Source organism: Roseibium sp. ROS1 (assembly GCF_054658215.1).
This window is the reverse complement of the sequence record NZ_BAAGIG010000004.1, coordinates 627,457-650,529: the sequence shown is the minus strand read 5'-3', so window position 1 is coordinate 650,529 and position 23,073 is coordinate 627,457. Positions and strand designations below refer to the sequence as shown.

Here is a 23,073-nt window from a genome sequence, read left to right as displayed (position 1 = left end):
TTGGTTCCGGCCGGCTTCGGGCGGTTGCTTGCAACCGCGAGACGGTCCGCCGAACCGGTGGGAGAGCGGTGACGGATCACCGCTCTCCGCGCGGTCGTTACTTGTTGATCTGAACGGCGGTAACGAGTTCTGCAACAGCGGTTTCGCTGTCGTATTCCCCGTTGAAATGCGCCGTGATCACGTCATACATGGCGTTCTTGACGGCAGCCGGGTTGGCGTGACCATGCGCCATGGAGCCGTAGAGGTTGCCGCTGTCGGCAGCCTTTTTCAGATCCACCATGCCCTTCTTGCCGCAGGCGTCAAAGTCATCGTTCGGCACGTCGGTCCGGGCCGGAACGGAGCCTTTGACGACGTTGAACGCGGACTGGAAGCTCGGTGACAGGATAGCGGTTGCCAGGGCAGCCTGCTCCTTGCCGACTTCCGGACCCTGCGCGAACATCGCGAACTGGTCGGCGTTGAAGGTCACCTGGTCCTGGGTGCCCGGGAAGCGGAAGCAGAGGAAGTCTTCATCCGGCTTCTTGCCGGCATTCAGGAATTCACCCTTCGCCCAGTCGCCCATCATCTGGAAGGCTGCATCGCCATTGATGACCATGGCGGTCGCAAGGTTCCAGTCACGGCCGGAGAAGTTGTCATCCACATAGGAGCGGATCACGGCCATGCGGTCGAACGATTCCTTCATGGTGTCGGAGCCGAGCGCTTCCTCGTCCAGGTCGATGAAGGCCTTCTGGTAGAACTCGGGACCACCGGTCGCCATCACGACTGCGTCGAAGATGGTCGCGTCCTGCCAGGCCTGACCGCCGTGCGCGATCGCGGTCTTGCCGGATGCCTTGACCTTTTCCAGAGCGGCAACGAATTCGTCCCAGTTCTGCGGCGGCTCGATACCAAGCTCGTCGAGGATGGCCTTGTTCGCCCAGACCCAGTTGGTGGAGTGGACGTTCACCGGAGCGGAGACCCACTTGCCGTCATACTTGGAGAATTTCTGCAGGGCTTCCGGAACCACGTCGTCCCAACCTTCCATGCCGGCCAAGATGTTCAGGTCGGCAAGGGCGCCTTCCTTGGCCCAGTCGGTGATGTCGAAGCCGAGCATCTGTACGGCGGTGGGCGGGTTGCCGGAGGTAACGCGTGCGCGCAGCACGGTCATGGCCTGGGTACCGCCGCCACCTGCAACCGGCATGTCCTGCCAGCCGATGCCCTGGCTTTCCAGGTCCTGCTTCAGAACGTTCAGAGCGGCAGCTTCACCGCCGGAAGTCCACCAGTGCAGAACTTCAACATCGGCGGCGGACGCCAGGCTTGTGCTCATTGCAAGGGCGGCGAGGCCCAGCTTCAGAGATTTCAAAGACATCGATATTCCTCCCATAAGGTGCCTAAAGGCGTTTCGAGTGCCGGAGCCCGGCAATCGAGTGTCACGCAACGTTTATTGTAACGTTGCAAACCGGAGTGGTGTCAACGATTTTCATCACTCCCGAAAAACAAAGAGTTTCGTTTGTCTTACATACTATTAAGGCGGATGTTTCGGTGCTGCAGTGCAGCACATTATTGTGTTGTAACGTTACAAAAGCCCTGATTAGACTTGGCTTGCTTTTTGAGCTAGAAGGCTTCGGCTGAAGTGAACGGGCATGACGCGAAAAACCTTTGAACCCAACAGCGGTCGCGCCGCCGAAAAGCTGCCGCGTCCCACTTTGCGCACGGTGGCGCAGGAGGCAGGCTTCGCGGTGACCACGGTTTCCCGCGCCCTTGCCGGAGACCCCAGGATCGCGGAGACGACGCGCGAACGCGTTTCCGAAGTTGCCCGCCGTCTCGGCTACGTTCCCAATCGCGCGGCACAGCGCCTGCGCACCGGCCGTACCAAGGTCATCAGCCTTCTCCTGAACACACGGCACGAGTTTCTCAGCTTCACATCCGAGTTTCTCGGCGGCATGTCCGAAGGCCTTGCCGGAACCGGCTACGCGATCACCATTACAGCAGACGGTCTTGCCGACGACCGGCTTGAGGCAATCCGCAACATCCGCAGGCACTCGCTGGCAGACGCCATTGTCTTTACCCGCACCGAATGCTTTGACGAGCGGGTCCGCTACCTGCTGGAGCACGACTTCCCCTTTGCCACCCATGGCCGGACGGACTTCACCACGCCCCACCCTTACGTCGACTTCGACAACGAGGTTTTCGCTCGCATGGCCGTGGAGCGACTGGTTGCAAAGGGGCGCAAACACATTTGCATGGTCATGCCGAACGAACGCTACACCTTCGGTCAGCACCTTCGGTTCGGCGCCCGCCAGGCAGCCATTTCCCATGGCGTTCAATTGACGGTTCCCGATCGCGTTGACCTCGACAGCGAGCCCGACGAGATCGCAGCGACCCTGCGCTCCCTCCATGCCGGCCCCAACGCGCCCGACGGTTATGTCTGTGTCGGTGAGGTCATGGCCCTGGTCACCCTGGCCTATCTCAACGACATCGGTCTGACACCCGGTATGGAAATCGACGTCGTCGCCAAGCGCGCCTCGCCCATTTCCAATCATTTCCGCCCGAGAATCGAGACCATCGACGAGGACCTGCGCGCCACTGGCAGAGCCATGGCCAAGGTTCTTCTCGCGAGGATCGACGGCGCCCCCATGGAGGATATGCAGATCCTCCTGAAGCCCGAAGGCGCCTTCTCGATTTCGGACTAGCCTGCTCATCACGCCACCCAGGGTGCCCGGGTCTTGCCGATGCGCATGGTCACGGTCTTGGCTTCCAGGAACTCGTCCAGTCCGTATTTGCCAAGTTCCCTGCCCTGGCCGCTTTCCTTCACGCCGCCGAAGGGCAATTCCGCAAAACCATCCATCCAGGTGTTGGTCCACACCGTGCCCGCATGCGCCCGGCGGGCGAATTCCAGACAGGTGTGAACATTCTCGCTCCACACACCGGCGGACAGACCGTAGTCGGCATCGTTGACGAGATCGATCGCCTCATCCAGCGTCTTGAAAGTCAGCACCGAAAGCACCGGCCCGAATACTTCTTCGCGGGCGATCGGCATATCGCTTTTTACATCCGCAACGATCGTCGGCTGGTAGAACTGTCCGGCAAGGCCGGGAACCGTCAGGGCTTCCCCACCCAGGTGGACAGTCGCTCCGGCGTCCGCGGCATCGCGCACATATTTGTCGATTTTGCTCTGGTGGTCGGGCGTGATGATCGCGCCGACCTTGGTCGATGGGTCCAGAGGATCGCCGAAGGGCACCTTCCGCGACAGATCCACTGTCGCCTTCAGGAACGCCTCGGCGATGTCTTCGTGCACAATGATCCGGGATCCGGAGTTGCAGCATTCGCCGGCATTGAAATAGACGCCGAAGACAACCGCGTCGACGGCGCTTTCGAGGTCGGCATCCGGAAAGATGACCTGCGGGTTCTTGCCACCAAGTTCCAGCGAGACCTTCTTCAAGGTTCCGGCCGCCGCCTTGACGATGGCCTTGCCGACGCCGGTCGAGCCGGTGAAGGTGACCATGTCGACACGCTTGTCGGCGGTCATCGCCGTGCCAACCGGATCGCCATAGCCAAGGACGATGTTGACGACCCCGGCCGGAATACCGGCTTCGATGCACAGTTCACCCAGAATGACCGTCGTTGCCGGGGTCATTTCGGAAGGTTTGATAACCGCGGTGCAGCCGGCAGCAAGCGCGAAAGGCAGTTTTTGCGACACGATCAGGAACGGAAAGTTCCACGGCGTGATGATGGAGACGACACCGACCGGCTCCTTGAGAACCAGGCCGAGCATGTCGCTGCCGAGTGAATTGTAGCTTTCGCCGTGCATGGTGCGCGCCAGCGAAGCGGCAAAGCGCCAGATATCGGACGCGCCTTCGATTTCCGCCATGGCCTGGCTGATCGGCTTGCCGGATTCCAGCGTTTCCCAATAAGCGATCCGCTCCCGGTCCCGGTCGATCAGATCGGCGATCTTCAAGAGAAGCGTTGCCCGCTCCTTGCCGCTGGTGCGCGACCAGCGTCCCTTGTCGAAAGCAAGCCGCGCGGCGGAAACCGCCGCATCAACATCACGGGCACCGCCCTTCGCCGCCTTCGTGACAACGCTGCCATGGGACGGAGACACACGATCGAAGGTGGACCCGTCAGCACTCTGACGCCAGTCGCCATCGATCAGGTGACGGGCGACGAAGGGTTCGGCCGGGAGTTTTGCTTCGCTGATGGAAACGACGTTCAGGTCACTCATGACTTAACTTCCAGGAAATTCGGTTTGCGCTTTTCACGGAAGGCGGTAACGCCCTCGTTGCGATCTTCTGTCGGACTGATCATGCCGGAGCCGAGCGCCTCGATCATGGCACTGCGATCTTCGCCGACGGCTGCATGGATCATGTATTTGGCCACTTCCACGGCCCGGGACGATTTGTCGGCCAGCTTCTCGGCCATCTCGAACGCAGCAGAAGCCGGATCGACGGATATCTCGACTGCAAAGCCCGCCGCATAGGCACGCTCTGCGGAAATGCGCCGGCCGAACAGGGCCATTTCCTTCACCATCGGCTCACCCAGCAAACGGATCAACCGCTGCGTGCCGGACCAGCCCGGTACGATGCCGACGGATGCTTCCGGCAGCGCCAGCGTCGCCCTTGGCGCCATCACGCGGATATCGGCGGTCGCTGCAAACTCCAGTCCGCCACCAAAGGCGTGCGCGCCAAGTGCAGCCACCGTCGGCTTGGAAAGCCGCGCCAACCGATCAAAAACCCGGTGGCCTTCGCGCACCCAGTGGCGGGCAAAGTCGTAAGGCGACAGCTCGGACCATTCGAGAATGTCCGCACCGGCACAAAAGGCCTTGCTCTCCTCCGCTGTAATCACCACCGCAAGGATCGACGCATCGCGCTCCAGCTCATCGCAAAAGGGCTCAACCGCCTTCAGCATGTCGAGCGTGAACGCATTCAGCTTGGCCGGATTGTCCAGCTTCAGCTCGGCGATTGCCCCATGACGGATGAGATGCAGCGCGCTCACAGGCTCAGCTCCATCGCACCCCTGGACAGAAGCGCTTTCGGCATCTCGACCAGATCGTTTGCGAGCCGCACCCGGCCCTTGGAAGCATCGACGATGTCACGTGCCGGATCGATACCCGGCATGATCTCCGTCGCCACCAGGCCTGCATCGGTCAGGTGGATAACGCAGCGCTCGGTCACATAGATGACGTCCTGGCCGAGTTCCTTTGCCCTGCGGCCGGAGAAAGTGACATGCTCGACCTCGTCCACCATCTTGGTGAACTTGCCCGGCGTCCGCACCTTCAGCGCGTCCTCCGTCAACTCCAGATCGGCACCCGCCTCGAAAAGACCCGAGAACACGATCTTGCGCGCATTCGCAGTGATGTCGACAAACCCGCCGCAACCTGCGGTCAGATAGGGCTTCTTGCCGAGCTTGGAGACATTGACGTTGCCATCCAGATCGATCTCCAGGAAGGACAGGAAGGAGACATCGAAACCGCCGCCCTGGAAGTAGGTAAACTGCTGCGGCGACGGCATGTAAGCATCGGCGTTGGAAGCGCAGCCGAAGGCAAAACCCGTCAGCGGCATGCCGCCGGTCGCACCTTGCTCGATCGCCCAGGTGACGGCCTGTTCCTGACCGGCTTCCAGCAGCACGCGTGGCACCATCGCCGAAATGCCGAAGCCGAGGTTTGCCGTCTGGCCGGACTTGAGTTCCATTGCTGCCCGGCGGGCGACAACCTTCTCGATGCCGTGCTCGGCAAGCGAGAAGCTGGACCACGGCCGCATGATCTCGCCCGAGATCGCCGGGTCGTAACCGGTTTCAGTGGTCTGGCGCTGGTCCGGATCGACAACGATGAGATCGACCAGATGACCGGGCACACGTACATCGTGCGGACGCAGCGAGCCCGAGGCCGTCACGCGCTTCACCTGCGCGATCACCAGGCCGCCATGATTCCGCACGGCAATCGCCTGCTCCAGGCCGCCGAGATAGGCGCCTTCGTGTTCGTAGGTGAGGTTGCCGCGTTCATCCGCAGTCGTTGCCCGAATGATCGCGACATCCGGCACGATGTTCGGAAAATGCAGCCAGGTTTCGCCGCCAAGCTCCAGCCGGGACACGATGGGCCGGTCTGCCGCGACATCGTTCATGGCACAGCCCTGACGGATCGGGTCGACGAAGGTGTCCAGCCCAACCTTGGTCATGACGCCCGGGCGGCGGGCCGCAACATCTCTGTGCATGTCGAACAGGATGCCGGAAGGCACGTTGTAGGCAGCTACCCGGTTCTCCACCAGCATCTGCCAGATCGCCGGCATCGGCAGGTTGGACGGACCGGAGGGGTAGGACCCTGCAATGATGGTCGACAGCAGACCATCCTTGGCAAGGTGGTCGATCCCCTTGATGCCGTACATGTCGCCGGCGGCAATGGGATGGAGCGTCGTGAGGTTTCTCGGGTGCCCTTCACTATCGAACCTTGTGCCAATGGCCTCAAGGATCTTGTCCGGGCACCCGAGACCGGAGGAAGAGGAAACGGTGATGACCGCGCCGTCCTGAATGCGGGCGGCGGCATCCGCCATGGAAACGATCTTGGAGGTCATGTTCAGAAGCCTCCATAATTGACGGCAACAGCCTTGCCGGACTGCGCGGCCTCGCGCACGGCAAGGGCGACCGCCAGCGACTTGACTCCGTCGACACCATCGGCCGAAGGACGCCCCTTGCCGTTGACCGCATCGGCAAAGAGGCCGAGCGCGCGGTGGTAGAGGTTATGCTTGTCGTAGGAGATCTCGTGTTCGCCATCCGCATCGACCAGACGAACTGCTCCGACAGGTTCCTGAGTCATGACGTTGCGGGCGAAGATCGACCCATCCGTGCCGTGAAACTCGATGCCGGTTCCCGCGAATTTATGCGTGAAGCTTTCATGCGACTGCACCATGGCACCCGACGGCATCGACCAGACGGACATCACGCTGTCCTCGACCCCTTCTCCGAGGCCTGAGGCTGCTGCCTTGGCAACGACTTCCTGCGGATCTTCACCCAGGTGGAAGCGGATGGTGTCCGCGTCATGCACGGTTATATCGGGAATGACGCCACCACCGGCAGCCGCATCGTTGATGCGCCAGCCGCGCAACGCGTCCGGCAGGTTGACCGCGTGGAAGACGCGTGCGCTCAACACCTTGCCGATGCGGCCGGAAGCGATCAGCTCGCGGATGGCCAGATGAGACCCGGCATTGCGCAAATGATGATTGGTCGCAAAGACCACACCCTTGCCGGCGGCAGTGCGAACCATTTCACCGGCCTCATCCAAGGTCATGGCCAGCGGTTTTTCGCACAGCACATGCTTTCCGGCAGCGATCGCGGCCAGCGCCTGCGCATGGTGCTTTTCGTTGGTGGTGGAAATATAGACCGCGTCGACACTGTCATCCGCAAGGAGCGCATCCAGATCCGTGAAGCTGTCGGCAATACCATGCTCACGGGCATACGCCTCGCCGCGGGCCGCATCCGAACTCAGGACGGACTGGATGTCGGCATTCTGCGAGCGGATGGCATCGATCATGTAACTCGACGCAATTCGGCTTGCACCGATAAGGGCCCAACGCATCCATTCCTCCCGAATAACTCTTAATTTTGGAACGTTCCAATTTCTTGATCGGAACAATTACTGGAACGTTCCAAATGAGTCAAGAGTGGAATTTTGCAAGGACGTGAAATTGGAGAGACAGACGAGATCGATGATCGAGTTAGACAACAATCAGCAACACGTTCGCATTGCTCAAAGTCTCCAGACATCTCCGCCTTATCAACGGCTTAAGGCAGCTAGGCTCTCGCCGGCTCAGCACTGCATCAGAAATTGCCCCCACTTCCCCCCTGCGTCACCCCGGGCGAGCATCGCGAGACCCGGGGCCCACTCATTTCCAGAGCGTTCGCAAGGTGCAGCAACCATCAAGACGATGACATCGGCTTCAGCAAGCGGCTTCGCGAGTAGGCCCCGGATCTGCGCTTCGCTTGTCCGGGGTGACTCAGGTGGTGAGGTGGTTCCGAATATGATGAACTTGGAAACGTTCCGCAGGTGGATGGTCAGCACCTCAGGAAACGACCTCGATGCGCGGAGTGACTTCCCCGGCTTCTTCCACGTTTTGCGGAAACCGCAATTCGACGGTCGTGCCCTTGCCCGGCTCGGAGAAGATATTTGCCGTGCCGCCGCTTTGGCGAACGAAGCCATAGACGACAGCAAGGCCCAGCCCCGCGCCGCCCTCGCTGGTCTTGGTGGTGAAATAGGGCTCGAAGGCCTTGTCGACCTCTTCCCGGCTCATGCCGATGCCCGTGTCCCGGACGGCAACCACGACCGCGTCCCCGTTTGAAAATGTGGCAACCTGCACTTCGCCGCCGTCGGGCATCGCCGCTGCCGAATTCAGGCAGAGATTGAGTACCGATTGCTCGAACAGTTCCGGATCCAGCACCAGCGGTGGCAAGCTGTCGTCCAGATCCAGTTTCAGACTGCATTTCTCGCCAATGGCGATTTCCAGAATGTCCGCCATGCCGCGCAGCAACGAGGACATACCAATGCGGCTGAGGTTGGCAGGTTGCTGACGGCCAATTGTCAACATGCTGCTGGCAAGCGACCGACCTCGATCCGCCGCCTTGCGAATGCGGGCAATGTTGCGGGCCTGACGATCACTGAAGCCGCCGTCCCGCTCCAGCAGTCCGAGGCTTCCGGTAATGATGCCGATGGTGTTGCCGACCTCGTGGCTGAGCTGGTGCGTCAGGCGCATGATGCCATCAAGCCTTTGAGCCTTGGCTGCCTCCGCCTCCTGCCGGTCCAGCAAAGTCACATCCCGGGCGAGCAGCACGACACCATCATCGCTTTGCCGCGACAGCGAGATTTCCGTCACCGACCCGTTCTCGGAACGATGACGCACGGAAAAGGGTGCGCTCAGCGGCCTGCCGTCGGGCGCACCCGGAAGCAGCTCGGTCCGGATTTCCGGGACCGGCTCCAGAAACTGGACAAGAGGCAGCTTGCGGGCAGCACCCTTGTGACCCAGCAATTCGATGACCCGCCGGTTCATGGTGACCGGTTTGCCGGCAGCGTCGAAGATGGCAATGCCCTCATTCATGCTGCGGAAGGTGGAACGGATCGTCCTGGCAGCGGCCTCCGCCGTGCGCCGCAGACGTGTGACCCGGTCAACGCTTTCCTTGAAGGCGAGAAAGGCCTGCTGCAGGTTCAGAAGCTCGGTTTCATCCCCCTGATAGACGGGCGGGCCGACATCCTTCTGCCCCTTGGCAAGGGCGTTCATGCCGCTGGACAGCGAAACGATGCCTTTCGAGACCCGGATGACCGAACGGATCGACATCACCGCCATGGTCAACACCAGCAGTGAAGCCACGGCAACGATCACCAGAAGCTGCTGCAGGGTGGCCGAGGTCGACTGGAAATCCCGGTTGAGGGTTTCCGTCACGATGCCCGACTGGGTTTCCGTCGCAAGGGACAGCTCCCGCGCCACCGTGTGCAGTCTGGCAATTGCGCTGCGCACGGCGAACATTTCCAACAGATAGCTGGTCTGCGCCTCGAAAACCCGCTCATAGGGCCTGAGGTCCGACGGCGGCAATGAAGCCGCGGTAGGCTCCGCCACGTAGCGCCGCTTCAACTCGCCCAGCTGAAACAGGCTTCCCGCACTCGACACGGAATGCACGATGGCATTGAGGCGCTGACGAGGTTCCTTCTGGCTGGCCGTGTCGGCAACGGCGATCATGCCGAGCGCGGAAGAGACTTCTTCCTTGTAGTGCTGGGCGGTTTCGGCCTTGGCAGACAGCGCGAGCGTCTGCGCACGGATCTGCCCGAGCAGTTCGAAGATCCGCGTGTTGGCGGCCCGGTAGGTCTCCTTGCCCGGCGGATAGTCAGGAAGTGAACTCAACAACTGGTCGACCTGCTCCACCAGCAGCCGGCTCTTGCCAGAAACGGTGTAGGGCGAGGTCGCATTCATCAGGAAAGGCGCACTGGAGACGAGGTCAGACACCTGCCTGGAGACCAGCGCGGCATCAGCCAGACTGGTGAAGGCCTGCAGCCCGTAAGCGGCGGTTTCCTCACGCGCCTTCAAAAGCCCGTAGATCGCGATGGCCGACAGCGTGAAGGCGACAGCGCAGATCAGCGCGATGGCGGCAGGCAGCCTGAAGGCAATGGATGAAAGAACCGGCCGGCTGATCATTTAAGGTGCATGGGCTGGATCCTGATGCAGGATGTAGCCCTTCCCCCGGCGGGTCTTGATATGTTGCGGCAGGTCCGGGTTTCGCTCGATCTTGCGGCGAAGCCGCAGGACCAGAACATCGACGTTGCGATCGATCAGCCTGTCCGTTTCCGCGCCCAGCTGTTCCAGGATCTTGGTCCGGCTCACCGGTTCGTTCGGCGTCGATGCCAGGATCTCCAGCAGGGAAAATTCCGACGACGTCAGCGTCCGGGTCGGGTGAGACGTGCAAACGGCCTTGCGATTGACGAGATCGATCACCCAGTCGCCCAGAAGCAGCGCGGTCGGCTCGTGCTGAACGCTGATGGTGTCCTTGTCGCTGCCGCGCAGGGACGGATGCATCCGCCGGAGCACCGCCTTGATCCGGGCGGTGAGTTCAATCGGCTCGAACGGCTTGACCACATAATCGTCCGCGGCGGTTTCAAGGCCAAGCACACGCTCTGCGGCGCTACCGGCGGCCGTCACCATGACAATGCCGATATCGGTCTGCGACCGCAGCTTCTGCGCAAACACCCGGCCGGACATGCCCGGCAGGTTATGATCGACCAGAACCAGATGAAAGGCATGCTCCGGCAGGATCCGCGCAGCCTCTTCCGCCGAGCGCGCGGCAACCGGCGACCAGCCTTCGGCTTCCAGAAGATCCGATATCAGTTCCGCCATATCCTGATCGTCCTCCACGATCAGGATCTTGATGCCTTCGTTCAGCAAACCTATGTCCTCCCGAGTGACATCATAGGCATAGAGCCGTATTATGCAAAGCCTTGGTTTTTCAATTGCTTGTCACATTTGTAAGGCTTGTAATATTTGTAACTCTTTTCTTTTACCAGCGAAACAACAGTAACCAATCTCCTGTTGCGAACACTGCCTCTTCTGCCATGGTAATAGCTGTCCGGGGCCTGGTTCCGGACTGGGAGGAAACATGAAATTCATCGCGTCACTCGGAGCGGGTGCGGCCGTATGGCTGTCGCTGTCGCTCAACGCTGCTTCGGCGCAGGACCTGAATGTCCTGTGTGCCGTGCAGGTCGAGTGGTGCCAGATGATGGAGGCTGTCTTCGAGGAAAAGACCGGCCTTGATGTTTCCATGGAACGCAGAAGCACCGGCGAGATCCTCGACAGGGTCCGGGCCGAGCGCGCCGCACCAAAGATCGACGTTTGGTGGGGCGGCACCGGTGACACCCACTTGCAAGCAGCAGGCGAAGACCTGCTTGAACCCTACCAGCCGAAAAACTTCGAGGACACGCTGCCCTGGGCGCAGAATTTCTTTCTGATGTCAGGCGGCAAGGCGGCAGGCATTTATGCAGGCGCACTCGGGTTTGGCTACAATTCCGACTTTCTGGCTGAGCATGGCGTTGCCGCTCCGTCCTGCTGGAAAGACCTGACCGCACCGCGGTACAAGGGCCTTGTTCAGATGCCCAATCCGAATTCCTCGGGAACCGCCTATACGATGCTGGCAACGCTCGTTCAGCTGCTGGGGGAAGACGAGGCTTTCGAATATCTGGCGGCGCTTGCGAAAAACATCGACAGGTTCACCACTTCGGGCGCAGCACCGGTTCAGGCAGCCGCCCGTGGTGAGACAGGCATCGGCATCTCCTTCATCCACGACGCGGTGACGCAGAAACTTGCCGGCGCGCCCATGGTCATCGTCGCTCCTTGCGAAGGCACCGGCTACGAGATCGGCGCCGTCAGCATCGTCAAGGGCGCCAGGAACCCCGAGGCTGCCCGCCTGTTCGTCGATTTTGCGCTGAGCCCGGAAGGACAGGAAACCTGCGCGGCCTCAGGACAGAATCAGATACCCGCAAACGCGAAAGCGTCGCTGCCACCGGCAGCCCCCGATATTTCACTCATTCGCATGGTCGACTACGACTTCGCCACCTTCGGTTCACCTGACCAGAGGCGAAGACTGCTCGACCGTTTCGACAAGGAGGTGCTGCAGACGGCAACCCCTGTAGCCATCCAGTAAAGGACGAGATTGCCCCTTCGCCAGCGAAGGAAAATCCGGAGTTCGTCATTTGAAATTCGACCGGCAACGGACCCGTGGAGGCGGATCCGAACGGGCAAGCTTTGCCTCATGCCGGTCAACACATCAGCCCCCGGGCTGAAACAAACGCCTGCCCGTCCGGGCAGGTAACAGGCTGAAAGCCAAAAGTGGAGGAAACCATGTCTTTGAAATCACTTTCCGTCGCACTGCTTGCAACGGCAGCAACCTACTCGGTTGCTCCGGCCATGGCAGCGGGCGACCTCAATGTCATTTGTTCGGCGGATGTCGTGATCTGTGAACAGCTGCAGGGCGACTTCGAAGCCAAGCATGACATCAAGGTCAACATGGTGCGCCTGTCGTCAGGCGAAAGCTACGCAAAGATCCGAGCCGAATCCCGCAATCCGAAGACCGATATCTGGTGGGGCGGCACCGGCGACCCGCATCTTCAGGCAGCTTCTGAAAACCTGACCCAGGAATACAAGTCGGAAAAGCTCGCAGACCTTCATGAGTGGGCTCAGAAGCAGGCGGAAAGCTCCGGCTTCAAGACCGTTGGCGTTTATGCCGGTGCTCTCGGCTGGGGTTACAACACCGAAATCTTCAAGGACAAGGGCCTTGCCGAACCCGCCTGCTGGGCAGACCTCCTGAAACCTGAGCTGAAAGCTGAAATCCAGGTCGCCAACCCGAATTCTTCCGGCACCGCCTATACAGCGCTTGCTTCCCTGGTTCAGATCATGGGCGAAGACGAGGCCTTCGACTATCTGAAGGAACTCAACAACAACGTGTCCCAGTACACCAAGTCGGGTTCTGCACCGGTGAAGGCCGCTGCCCGCGGCGAAACCGGCCTCGGTATCGTCTTCATGCATGACGCCATTGCACAGGCTGCTTCCGGCTTCCCGGTCAAGGCAATCGCACCGTGCGAAGGTACCGGTTATGAAATCGGCTCCATGTCCATCGTCAAGGGTGCCCGCAACCTCGACAATGCGAAGGTCTGGTACGACTGGGCCCTGTCCCCGGAAGTTCAGTCCCGCATGAAAGAGGCAAAGTCCTTCCAGCTGCCGTCCAACAAGGCTGCCGAAGTTCCGCCGGAAGCACCGAAGTTCGAAGACATCAAGCTGATCGACTACGACTTCACCACCTACGGCAACCCGGATACCCGCAAGAGCCTCCTGGAGCGTTGGGACCGTGAGATTGGCGCCATCGCCAACTGACCCCAACACCCGAAGAAGTCCGCACACGGCTGCCTAAAAGCCGGGTGCGGGCTTCGCCCGGACAGACTGCGCAGCAAGGCGGACGTACGTTCGCTGAAAGCTGCCGCCACAAGCATCTGACACTTCAACGGCAGTGCCGCGGCACGTCCGCACTTCCGGCCGGCTTCGCCAGCGCATCGCAATAGGCATGAGGCGGGGCACGACCATTATTGAAAAACCATAAATACAGGGGTGGCCATGCTGAGTGGCAACAAACGGCTGAACGCTCTACTCGGGCTGGGGATCGGCGCCTTTCTGATCGTACCCTGGTACAGGGTCGAACGCGGCTTCTTTTCCTTTGAGTGGCCATCGGACTTTCCGTTCTCATCCGATCTCGCGCCCGGTCTTCTGCAGATCTTCGCGGAAGGTCGCGTGTGGCTTGTGCTGGCACTGGCCCTCTTCCTGATCGGCGGCAGCGCGCGCTTCATGGCGGACGCCAACAAGCGCGGCCGATTGCTCGTCGTCACCGGCACCATCGGCATTCTGTACATGGCGCTTCAGGGCCTTGCGATCAGCTTCACCGGCTGGGCCTGGACCTTTCCCGAAACCGCCTTCGGAGCCTTGCCGCTTGGCCAGCCCGCCATGGGGGCAGGTGCCATCCTCACCTCGCTGATCTTCGTCCTTTTCATCGCCTTCGGCCTTGCAGAACGGGGCTTCATGAAGGGCGATGCCTTTGTCGTCGGATCGATCTCCATCCTGATCTTCCTGGTGACGGTGTTCATCTTCTATCCCATTGGCTCGATGTTCGCCGGTTCGGTGCAGGATTTCGACGGCTCCTTCAAGCCGGACGGCTTCATCCGCAACATGCAGGATCCCGCGATCTGGAGCCTTGATTGTGTCATCGGCGGCAATCGCTGCGGCGTCGCATGGCGCACGCTGTTCCTCGCGGTGATGACCGGCCTCGGCTCGACCATTCTCGGCCTCGCCTTCGCACTGGTCGCCACACGCACGCGCTTTCCCTTCAAGAAGGGCCTGCGGCTTCTGACCGTCCTGCCGATCATCACCCCGCCCTTCGTGATCGGCCTGGCGCTCACCTTGTTGTTCGGCCGCTCCGGCGTCGTTACCGAAGCACTCGACACGCTGTTCGGCATCGAACCAAGCCGTTGGCTCTACGGGCTGACAGGCATCTGGATTGCTCAGGTCCTGTCCTTCACGCCAATCTCATTCCTCGTCCTGATCGGTGTTGTCGAAGGTGTCAGCCCATCGATGGAAGAAGCCTCGCAAACGCTGCGGGCCGACCGCTGGCGCACGTTCTGGCGCGTCTCTCTGCCGTTGATGAAACCCGGCCTTGCCAACGCTTTCCTGATCGGCTTCATCGAAAGCATGGCCGATTTCGGCAATCCGCTGGTGCTCGGCGGCAGTCATGGCGTGCTCTCGACCGAGATCTTCTTTGCCGTCGTCGGCTCGCAGGTCGACCCGTCCCGTGCCGCCGTGCTCGCGATCATCCTGCTCAGCTTCACACTGACCGCCTTCCTTGCACAGCGTCTGTGGCTGTCAGGCAAGAACTTCGCAACCGTCACCGGCAAGGGCGACAGCGGTGCCCATGCGGGCCTGCCGAAGAGCCTCTCCGTCACCGTCTATGGCATTGTTCTTCCCTGGATGGGCTTCACCATCGTCGTCTACGGCATGATCCTGTTCGGCGGCTTCGTGAAGACCTGGGGTCTCGACAATTCCCTGACGCTGGAACACTACGCCAGGGCTTTCTCGGTCTCCTTCCAGGATGGTGCTCTCGTGTGGACCGGCGTTGCCTGGAACTCCTTCTGGACGACCATGGAAATCGCCCTGATCTCCGCGCCCCTGACGGCGGCAGTCGGCCTGCTGACGGCCTATATCATCGTGCGGCAGAAATTCGCCGGCAAGAACGCCTTCGAATTTGCCCTCATGATGAGCTTCGCCATTCCCGGCACCGTCATCGGCATCAGCTACATCATGGCCTTCAACCTGCCGCCCATCGAGATGACCGGCTCTGCCCTGATCCTGGTTGCCTGCTTCGTCTTCCGGAACATGCCCGTTGGCGTGCGCGGCGGCATTGCCGCCATGAGCCAGCTCGACAAGAGCCTGGACGAAGCTTCGCTGACGCTTCGGGCCAACAGCGCCCGGACCCTGCGCAAGGTGATCCTGCCGCTGTTGCGGCCGGCCATCACCGCCGCGCTGGTCTATTCCTTCGTCCGGGCAATCACATCCATCAGTGCGGTCATCTTCCTGGTCAGCGCGGAATACAACATGGCGACCTCCTACATCGTCGGCCTCGTCGAAAACGGCGAATACGGCATCGCCATCGCCTATTCCTCCATGCTGATCTTCGTGATGATCACGGTCATTGCGGGCTTCCAGCTGCTGGTCGGCGAACGCCGCCTGCGCCGGGAAAACCGCGTCTCCGGCATGGCCAAATCCAATAAAATCCGTATCGCGCAGGAGAAAACTGCATGACTGACCTCAAACCCGGCTCCGTCGTTTTTGAAAACGTCCGCAAGGACTTCGGCACCTTCACCGCCATTCCGGACCTGTCGATCACCATCGAACCCGGCACTCTGGTGACCCTGCTCGGCCCCTCAGGCTGCGGCAAGACGACCACCTTGCGCATGCTGGCAGGTCTCGAACACCCGAGCGCGGGCAGGATCCTGATCGGCGGACGGGACGTCACCATGGTTCCGGCACATGAACGCGACGTCTCCATGGTGTTCCAGTCCTATGCGCTCTTCCCGCACATGAACGCGCTCGACAATGTTGCCTACGGCCTGGAATCCTCCGGATACAAAAAACGCGAGGCGCGCGAGCGGGCGGAAGAAGGCCTTGCCCAGGTCGGTCTTGGCGGCATGGGTCACCGCCTGCCGGCAGAGCTTTCCGGTGGTCAGCAGCAGCGCGTCGCGGTCGCTCGTGCTCTGGTGCTGAACCCACAGGTGCTTCTGCTGGACGAACCCCTGTCCAACCTTGATGCCCGGCTGCGCCGGCGCGTCAGGACGGAAATCCGCGAGCTGCAGCAGCGGCTCGGTTTCACCGCCGTCTACGTCACCCACGACCAGGACGAAGCCCTTGCGGTGTCCGACCGGATCGTGGTCATGAAAGACGGCAAGATCGCCCAGGAGGGCGCTCCGCGCGAACTCTACGAAGAACCTGTTTCAGAGTTCATCGCAGACTTCATGGGCGAGGCGAATGTCGTCACCTGCGAAGTCGTCGGGCGTGAAGGCGACGAAACACTGATTGATGTCGGTGGCCTGCAGCACCGACTGCGCGCCCGCCAGACCGCCAACGGCAAGGCCAAGCTGGCGGTACGGCCCGGCTCGGTCGTCCTGAACCCGGAAGGCGCTTCCGGCCTTGGCGGAGAGATCCTGACCGCGGCCTATCTCGGCGATCATGTCGAATACGAGATCGAGACCCAGGTCGGAAACTTCTTCGTCATCGATCATTCGGTCGAAAGGTCATTTGCCCCCCACACAGCCGTTTCCCTCGGCTTCCGCAACCGCGGCCTCGCCCTGATCGAGGCATGAGATGACACTGGTTACTGAAGACATGTCCCCATCGACCGATGCGCTGACAGCAAGGTTCGCCGCAGCTCGGGAAATCGCCGAAGAAGCCGGTTCCCTGGCACTGGACTATTTTCGGCGGCGCAAGGACCTCACCATAGAGATCAAGGGCGGCCTGCAGGATGTCGTTTCGATCGCTGACAAGAACGTTGAAACCCTCATCCGCGACAGGCTGCACACCTCGTTTCCCGAAGACGGCATCCTGGGTGAGGAACACGGCGTCGAACAGGGCAGCAGCGGGTTCACCTGGGTGGTTGATCCGATCGACGGCACCTCCGCCTTCGTTCACGGTCTGCCGAGCTGGTGTGTTTCCATCGCCCTTCTCAACGGCACGGATCTGGTCATGGGTGTTATCCGCGTGCCTTGCGACGACGAGAGCTTCGCAGCCGTCAAGGGCGGCGGCGCAACACTTAACGGCGAACCCCTCCGGCTTGATTCATCCAGAACCCTGCAAAACAGCCTGACCGGGATCGGCGCCAACCACGCCGTGCCAGCGGAAATGATTGGCGCGCTTATCGCCGGTCTGATGGCGCGTGGCGGCAACTACATCCGCACCGGATCGGGCGCGCAGATGCTGGCCTCCGTGGCCGCGGGCAGGCTCGCCGGTTTCTACGAACCGTCCATGCATGCCTGGGATTGCCTTGCCGGCTATTGCCTGGTCGCCGAAGCCGGCGGCAGCTACCGCCCCTTCCCGGTGGCGGGGGATGCCATCCTGGACGGTGGTCCGGTTCTCGCGGCCGGTCCGGGAACGTTTGACGATCTGTCGGCTCTGGCAACGGAGTGCGAGCGTTTCCTGAAAAGCTGACGTTTCAGGGAAATCCTGCAAACATCTCCAAAGGCGTGTCTCGGAAGAGGTACGCCTTCTTTTCATTCAGGACCTTTTGAACGACCTCAAAACATCACGCGCCGCAATTTTCCGGTCGATTTTTCAAACTCGAGCCATTCCGGGCGAACCTCTGTTAGAACTTCGATTTCCGCCCAACCACAGCCTGAAAGCGGAACGCAGATGGCCCGGCGCCCGGGGCTGTCCGTTTGCTCGTCCGCATTCAGCAGCAAGAACTTCAGGCCGAGTGCATCCGTCGCCGCAGCCGTCTTGTCCGCAGACAGGTAAAGCGGCGCAGCGGGGTTTGCAGCTATCATGTAATCAGGCTTCGCCTCTACTTCCGGCGGCCCGAAGCCGACAAGATAGCGAGTGGCGTTTTCGAAGATACGGACATCCTTGCGTTCCAGGTCTTCTGAAATACGCTCGATAGCGTTGAGCGCGGCCCAATCGCAATTGCCGCCACACTCTTCTCCGCTGGCGCGGGCAAACTCCGGCACATCCCGGTTTATTGCCGCCAGCAGTTCTGCAGACGTCCGAGGCAGACCAAAGGCAGCAAGATGCTGCGCAGCGTCTTCACGTGTCTGGTTTGCACCTATTGCGGAAAAGCTCTCCAGAACGGCCATCCGCTGCAGCAATTCAGAAGAAATCCGACCGTCATGAAGAAAACTGCCGGCGGTGTTTCCCTCTGCATCAAAGACCAGGACCCGATCGACAGCCAGAACGATGTTGCCACCTTTCGGAAAAGGCAGACGGTCACCGTTTGCCAAGATCAAACGTCTTTGACCGTCGCCGTCTGACAGCTTCATCTGGAGACCGCCGAACTCGACCGCACCCGTGACGGGAGAAGGCAACGTGTCCGCAGCGGCGCCTCCCGCGAGAAGGCAGGGGCTCACCACGGCCAGAAGTCTCAAAGTTCTTGCGTAGATACCTATCGCGTGGCCCTCTCTCATATTCGTATGCGCTCGCCGGCAGCGGGAAAGGTCGCACCAACAAGAGGGTCGATCAAGCCGATTGCCCTGCCATATCTGACTGCCGTCGATACTGTTCGCGGAACGCGCCCGGTGTCAGACCGGAAAGGCGTGAAAACAGGCGAACGAAGGATGGCGGGTCGTTGTAGCCGACGGCAAAGCAGATATCCGAGACGGGCCGATCCGTTTCGATCAGGAGATCCCTCGCACGTTCAATGCGAAGCTCCTGGAGATACTGTTTCGGGGCAAGTCCCGTTGCCAGCTTGAAGCGCCTTTGAAAGGTCCGCGCCGGCAGCCCGCTGGTGCGCACCATATCGGCAACGCTCACGTCGTCACCCGACCGGGTTTCCAGGAAATGCTGCACTTTCAAGATGGAAGCATCGCCGTGCCGAAGTTCAGGCAGGAAGCGCCTGAACCGGCGCTGGTCGCGGCGGCGAAAGTCGACAATGAAATGCCGCGCCGTGGCAACGGCCACCGGGTACCCCAGAAACCGCTCGATGAGCGCCAGCGCAAGATCGACCCAGGCCATGAGGCCTCCGGCCGTGATCAGATCGGAATATTCGATCAGCAGCCTGTCCGTATCGAGCCTGAGGTCCGGATAGGTTGCTGACAAACGCTGTTCCAGTCCCCAATGGGTCGTAACCTTGCGCCCCTCCGCCAGACCGGCCGCCGCAACGAATGTCAGCCCGGTACAGGCCGAACAGACAACAGCGCCGCGACCGTGCAAATGCTGGAGAAAAGCAGGAAGAGCCGGAACCTCTTCCAGACGGACAGTTCCTGCCGAGGGCGGCAGGACTACCGCGTCATATCGGTCCACTGCCGCAGAAAAATCTTCCAACAGATCCAGTTTCATCCCGGTATCGCTGATCCGCGCCGCATGGCCCAGAATATCCTGGAGCCCGTAGACAGCGGATTTCAAGGAACCCGGATAAGCGAGAATGGCGATCGACAGCGATTGATCCATTTGGCTGATTTAGCACATTCTTTGTCATTTGCGCCAATCGCCCCGAAAGATGCTCGAAGCTAGGTTTCTCCAAAGTACAAACACATGGAGACCCCTATGCTCGGCACTCTCGATAAATCTGCATCCCGTCTTGCACGAGGCAACCTGACCGTCACGGCCCTGTCGGACGGCTATCTCGACATTCCCGCAGCCTATTTTTCCAACGTGACACAGACCGAACAGGACGCCGTCAGCCCGAGCACACGCTTTGGCGCCAATACCTGGTTGATTGAGACCGGCACCCGCAAGATCCTGGTCGACACCGGATCGGGCGAATATCTGAAGGAACGATTTCCGGCCAGCGGCACGCTGACATGGCAGGCTCCGGAAAAGACCGAAGAGCGCGCAGCGGTGACCGATATCGTCATTACCCACATGCATGCCGATCATATCGGCGGACTGTCACTGAACGGCAGCAGTCTCTTCCCGAATGCAGAGATCCACGTTCAGGCCGCCGAGTGGGACTTCTGGACCGACGCAGCCCTGCTGACCTCCGTGCCGGAAGACAAACGGCCACTGGTGGGTCTCATTCAGGCGCTTGCGAAACCGGTCGGCAATCAGCTGCGGCTTCATCGTGGCGATGCCGACATTGGCGATGGCATCACCCTGCTCTCAGCGCCCGGCCACACCCCTGGCCATCAGGCCTTGCACCTTTCTTCAGGCAACAAGGAAGCCATTCTGCTCGCGGATGTCGTGGTGTCGGATGCGCTGCAATTTACCAATCCGGACGTCCGCTATGCGCTCGACAGTGACCCGGATCTGGCCGTGAAAACAAGAAGGGCTCTGTTCGACAGGCTGTCGGCAGACAGGATTCCCTTTGCCGCGACCCACCTGTCTACCGACAGGTTCGGATATCTGGAAACACGCGACAACGGTTTCGCTTTTGTGGAGATTTGAACACAAGGCGACTTTTCAACCACGCCAAGTCCTTTCGTGGTTGCGCAGGCCTTTCCGCCGCGGTCTTCTCAAAAAACAAGTCCCGGCTCGAGGCCGGGACCTGGCACTGCGGGAGGCAGGGTGTGCGAACGGCTTAACCGATGCTGACCCAGCCATCCTTTTCGGCCGACGCGAAGATAGCGTCGAGGATCTTCATGTTCTGGACGGCATCTTCCGCGCCATAAGGCAGTGGCGCTTCACCGGTGATCGCCCGGCCAAACACGTCCGCCAGTTCGGCATATTGATCGCAAGGCGCGATGATATCCGACTGCATCGCCGCATCGCCGAGCAGCGAACCGTCGTCAAGCCGGATCTGAACAGCTTCGCCCTGCGGCGCGTTGAACGGGATGACGATTTCCAGCCGCTTCTTCGTACCGACCAGATGAATGCGCTGATAAGGCGTCAGCTGGGTCGAGACGGTGAAGTTGAGATGCCGGTTATCGCCGAAGTCGAGCAGGGCACTGGTCATGCGGTCGGTGCCGAAGGCGGGATCCCGGTCGATCAGCGAAACGACCCGCTGAGGTTCGGCATCGAAGAAATACCGGCCGGCCAGCATCGTGTAGCAACCGATGTCGAGCAGCGCACCCCCGCCGATATCCGCCTTGTTGCGGATGTTGCCCGGGTCATCGTTGTAGTAGCTGAAGAAGGTCTGGATCGCTTTCAGCTCCCCCAGATCGCCGGACCGCACAATCTCGCGCGCCTTGATCCACTGCGGGTGGGCCCGAACCATGAAGCCTTCGGCAACCAGCTTGTCCTTCGGCAGGTCCAGAAGCTGCTTTGCCTCTTCGGCATTCAGCGCGACCGGCTTTTCGCAAAGCACGTGCTTGCCCGCGTTCACCGCCTGGATCGTCACGGGCACATGCATGTGGTTGGGCAGCGGATTGTAGATCGCGTCGATCTCCGGATCTGCGAGCAGCTCCTCGTATGATCCGTAGGCCTTCTCGATGCCGAGACCCTTCGCTGCTTCCTTTGCCCGGTCGAGATTTCGCGAAGCAATCGCATAGGCGGTGCCGGTCTTCGACCGCTGGATGCCCGGAATGACCTTATCAAGACCGATTTTCGCGGTCGAAACGATCCCCCACCTGATAGTCTTTTCCGTCATGCCGGCATCCTTCCCATGATTTTGAGGTACGCACGCCAGATGACATAAAACGATTTAACTCCGCAAGGGCAGAAAGGCCGGAGAAAGGCCTGCTCGCTAGTGAAAAGCTGATTTGAAACCGGCCTCATCGGCTGGACGCGGACAGCATTCACACAAACTCGCCCCCCGGACAAGCGTAGCGGAGATCCGGGGAGACTATCGAAGGTCTTTCACCGCGATTTCACACAGCAGCGCCGCGCCCGTGAAGGGAGCATTGTCCCCGCTCAGAATTTTTCCGGCACGTAGAGATGTTCCGGCAGGACCTTGCGCTCATAATCGGAATTGTAGACCCGTTCCGGCAGCTTGATCGGGTCGTGCGGGATATCTTCGTAAGGGATCATCGACAGGAGGTGGCTGATGCAGTTGAGGCGCGCCTGCTTCTTGTCGTTGCCTTCCACGATGAACCAGGGTGCTTCGGGAATATTGGTCCGCTCGAAGGTTTCTTCCTTGGCCTTGGTGTAATCCTCCCAGCGCACGCGGGATTCCAGGTCCATCGGTGACAGTTTCCACTGCTTCAGCGGATCGTGGATGCGCATCAGGAAGCGCAGCTGCTGTTCTTCATCCGTAATGGAGAACCAGTATTTGATCAGCCGCACGCCGGAGCGCACGATCATGCGTTCGAATTCCGGCACATCGTGGAAGAACTCCTCCACCTGGCTATCACTGGCAAAGCCCATGACGCGCTCGACGCCGGAGCGGTTGTACCAGGAGCGGTCGAACAGCACCATTTCTCCGGCGGCTGGCAGATGCGGCACGTAGCGCTGGAAGTACCACTGGGTCTTTTCACGGTCGGTTGGTGCCGGCAGCGCAACCACACGGGCGACACGCGGATTGAGCCTTTGCGCGATGCGCTTGATGACCCCGCCCTTGCCGGCAGCGTCGCGCCCCTCGAAGATGATCACGATCTTCTCACCGGTATGCTGCACCCAGTCCTGCAGCTTCACCAGTTCGGCCTGCAGACGCAGCAACTCATGGAAATAGGTGTTCCGGTCGATGGTCGACTTGTGCTTCTTCGCGGAGATGAAGGCGAGATCCTTGGCGACGAGAAAATCGTCGATCTCCATCTCCAGCTCTTCGTCCAGGCTGTCTGCCCATTCCGCTTCAACCCAGGTTTTTGCACTTTCTTCGGTCATCAATCGGTTCCTTTGAAATACATCCCGGAGGTACGCCCAGGTTCGTCAGCGCATTCAACCGGACGCAGAATGCCCAAGGACTGTGAACAGGTTATCCATGAAAGTTTTTTGACAGTCGCGCCTGTTCCCCTGTCATTCTTTCTAG

General features: G+C 60.6%; 18 protein-coding genes. 7 read left to right on the top strand and 11 right to left on the bottom strand.

Going from position 1 to position 23,073, the window contains the following annotated elements:
• Positions 1-97 precede the first annotated feature (97 nt).
• Entirely contained in the window at positions 98-1,348 is a 1,251-nt protein-coding gene (locus ACYQ6M_RS25855) for an ABC transporter substrate-binding protein (RefSeq protein WP_370198003.1), read from the bottom strand.
• A gap of 268 nt (positions 1,349-1,616) precedes the next feature.
• On the opposite strand from ACYQ6M_RS25855, the gene ACYQ6M_RS25850 reads away from it, so the two are divergent.
• The gene (locus tag ACYQ6M_RS25850) at positions 1,617-2,666 is read left to right on the top strand and encodes a substrate-binding domain-containing protein (RefSeq protein WP_152505377.1); all 1,050 of its coding nucleotides are present in this window, start codon (positions 1,617-1,619) and stop codon (positions 2,664-2,666) included.
• Between the two features lie 8 nt (positions 2,667-2,674).
• Here ACYQ6M_RS25850 and ACYQ6M_RS25845 read toward each other — a convergent pair whose 3' ends face one another.
• The 6 genes from ACYQ6M_RS25845 to ACYQ6M_RS25820 form a co-directional block, all read right to left on the bottom strand.
• Positions 2,675-4,195 (bottom strand): aldehyde dehydrogenase family protein, encoded by a 1,521-nt coding sequence (locus ACYQ6M_RS25845; RefSeq protein ID WP_460076381.1) that lies wholly within the window; start codon positions 4,193-4,195, stop codon positions 2,675-2,677.
• Positions 4,192-4,965, bottom strand: coding sequence for an enoyl-CoA hydratase/isomerase family protein (locus ACYQ6M_RS25840; RefSeq protein WP_460076380.1), 774 nt, complete (start codon positions 4,963-4,965; stop codon positions 4,192-4,194). The genes ACYQ6M_RS25845 and ACYQ6M_RS25840 overlap by 4 nt, the downstream gene beginning before the upstream one ends.
• Positions 4,962-6,536 (bottom strand): acyl CoA:acetate/3-ketoacid CoA transferase, encoded by a 1,575-nt coding sequence (locus tag ACYQ6M_RS25835; protein ID WP_023002932.1) that lies wholly within the window; start codon positions 6,534-6,536, stop codon positions 4,962-4,964. Before ACYQ6M_RS25835 ends, ACYQ6M_RS25840 begins: the two co-directional genes overlap by 4 nt.
• Positions 6,537-6,538: 2 nt before the next feature.
• Positions 6,539-7,537 (bottom strand): Gfo/Idh/MocA family protein, encoded by a 999-nt coding sequence (locus ACYQ6M_RS25830; protein WP_031270236.1) that lies wholly within the window; start codon positions 7,535-7,537, stop codon positions 6,539-6,541.
• Positions 7,538-8,021: 484 nt separating this feature from the next.
• Positions 8,022-10,139 carry a sensor histidine kinase gene (locus ACYQ6M_RS25825; RefSeq protein WP_460076377.1) on the bottom strand — a complete coding sequence of 706 codons (2,118 nt, stop codon included), beginning with the start codon at positions 10,137-10,139 and terminating at the stop codon, positions 8,022-8,024.
• Complete coding sequence (locus tag ACYQ6M_RS25820; protein ID WP_023002928.1) at positions 10,140-10,883, bottom strand: response regulator transcription factor; 744 nt, start codon at positions 10,881-10,883, stop codon at positions 10,140-10,142.
• A 211-nt stretch (positions 10,884-11,094) separates the two neighbouring features.
• Between ACYQ6M_RS25820 and ACYQ6M_RS25815 the strand changes: the two genes are divergently transcribed.
• The 5 genes from ACYQ6M_RS25815 to ACYQ6M_RS25795 all read left to right on the top strand — a co-directional run bounded on the left by ACYQ6M_RS25815 (position 11,095) and on the right by ACYQ6M_RS25795 (position 17,729).
• Positions 11,095-12,135, top strand: a complete 1,041-nt coding sequence (locus ACYQ6M_RS25815) for an ABC transporter substrate-binding protein (RefSeq protein ID WP_460076375.1) — start codon at positions 11,095-11,097, stop codon at positions 12,133-12,135.
• Between the two features lie 197 nt (positions 12,136-12,332).
• Complete coding sequence (locus tag ACYQ6M_RS25810) at positions 12,333-13,361, top strand: ABC transporter substrate-binding protein (protein ID WP_031270233.1); 1,029 nt, start codon at positions 12,333-12,335, stop codon at positions 13,359-13,361.
• A 237-nt stretch (positions 13,362-13,598) separates the two neighbouring features.
• Entirely contained in the window at positions 13,599-15,830 is a 2,232-nt protein-coding gene (locus ACYQ6M_RS25805) for an ABC transporter permease (RefSeq protein ID WP_297845067.1), read from the top strand.
• Positions 15,827-16,888 (top strand): ABC transporter ATP-binding protein, encoded by a 1,062-nt coding sequence (locus ACYQ6M_RS25800; protein ID WP_152505372.1) that lies wholly within the window; start codon positions 15,827-15,829, stop codon positions 16,886-16,888. The genes ACYQ6M_RS25805 and ACYQ6M_RS25800 overlap by 4 nt, the downstream gene beginning before the upstream one ends.
• A 1-nt stretch (position 16,889) precedes the next feature.
• Positions 16,890-17,729 carry an inositol monophosphatase family protein gene (locus tag ACYQ6M_RS25795; protein WP_082809655.1) on the top strand — a complete coding sequence of 280 codons (840 nt, stop codon included), beginning with the start codon at positions 16,890-16,892 and terminating at the stop codon, positions 17,727-17,729.
• Positions 17,730-17,815: 86 nt separating this feature from the next.
• On the opposite strand, the gene ACYQ6M_RS25790 is transcribed toward ACYQ6M_RS25795, so the two are convergent.
• Together ACYQ6M_RS25790 and ACYQ6M_RS25785 are read right to left on the bottom strand one after the other, a co-directional pair.
• Positions 17,816-18,640: a hypothetical protein gene (locus ACYQ6M_RS25790; RefSeq protein ID WP_460076372.1), complete on the bottom strand. Its 825-nt coding sequence runs from the start codon at positions 18,638-18,640 to the stop codon at positions 17,816-17,818.
• Positions 18,641-18,749: 109 nt separating this feature from the next.
• On the bottom strand, positions 18,750-19,679 hold the full coding sequence (locus ACYQ6M_RS25785) for a GlxA family transcriptional regulator (RefSeq protein ID WP_209171066.1): 930 nt from the start codon (positions 19,677-19,679) through the stop codon (positions 18,750-18,752).
• A gap of 96 nt (positions 19,680-19,775) precedes the next feature.
• On the opposite strand from ACYQ6M_RS25785, the gene ACYQ6M_RS25780 reads away from it, so the two are divergent.
• Entirely contained in the window at positions 19,776-20,615 is an 840-nt protein-coding gene (locus tag ACYQ6M_RS25780; protein WP_460076370.1) for an MBL fold metallo-hydrolase, read from the top strand.
• Between the two features lie 133 nt (positions 20,616-20,748).
• Here ACYQ6M_RS25780 and ACYQ6M_RS25775 read toward each other — a convergent pair whose 3' ends face one another.
• Both ACYQ6M_RS25775 and ppk2 read right to left on the bottom strand, forming a co-directional pair.
• Positions 20,749-21,756, bottom strand: coding sequence for a Gfo/Idh/MocA family protein (locus ACYQ6M_RS25775; protein WP_460076369.1), 1,008 nt, complete (start codon positions 21,754-21,756; stop codon positions 20,749-20,751).
• Between the two features lie 263 nt (positions 21,757-22,019).
• Positions 22,020-22,928: a polyphosphate kinase 2 gene (gene ppk2 / locus ACYQ6M_RS25770; RefSeq protein ID WP_055659675.1), complete on the bottom strand. Its 909-nt coding sequence runs from the start codon at positions 22,926-22,928 to the stop codon at positions 22,020-22,022.
• Between the last annotated feature and the right edge of the window lie 145 nt (positions 22,929-23,073).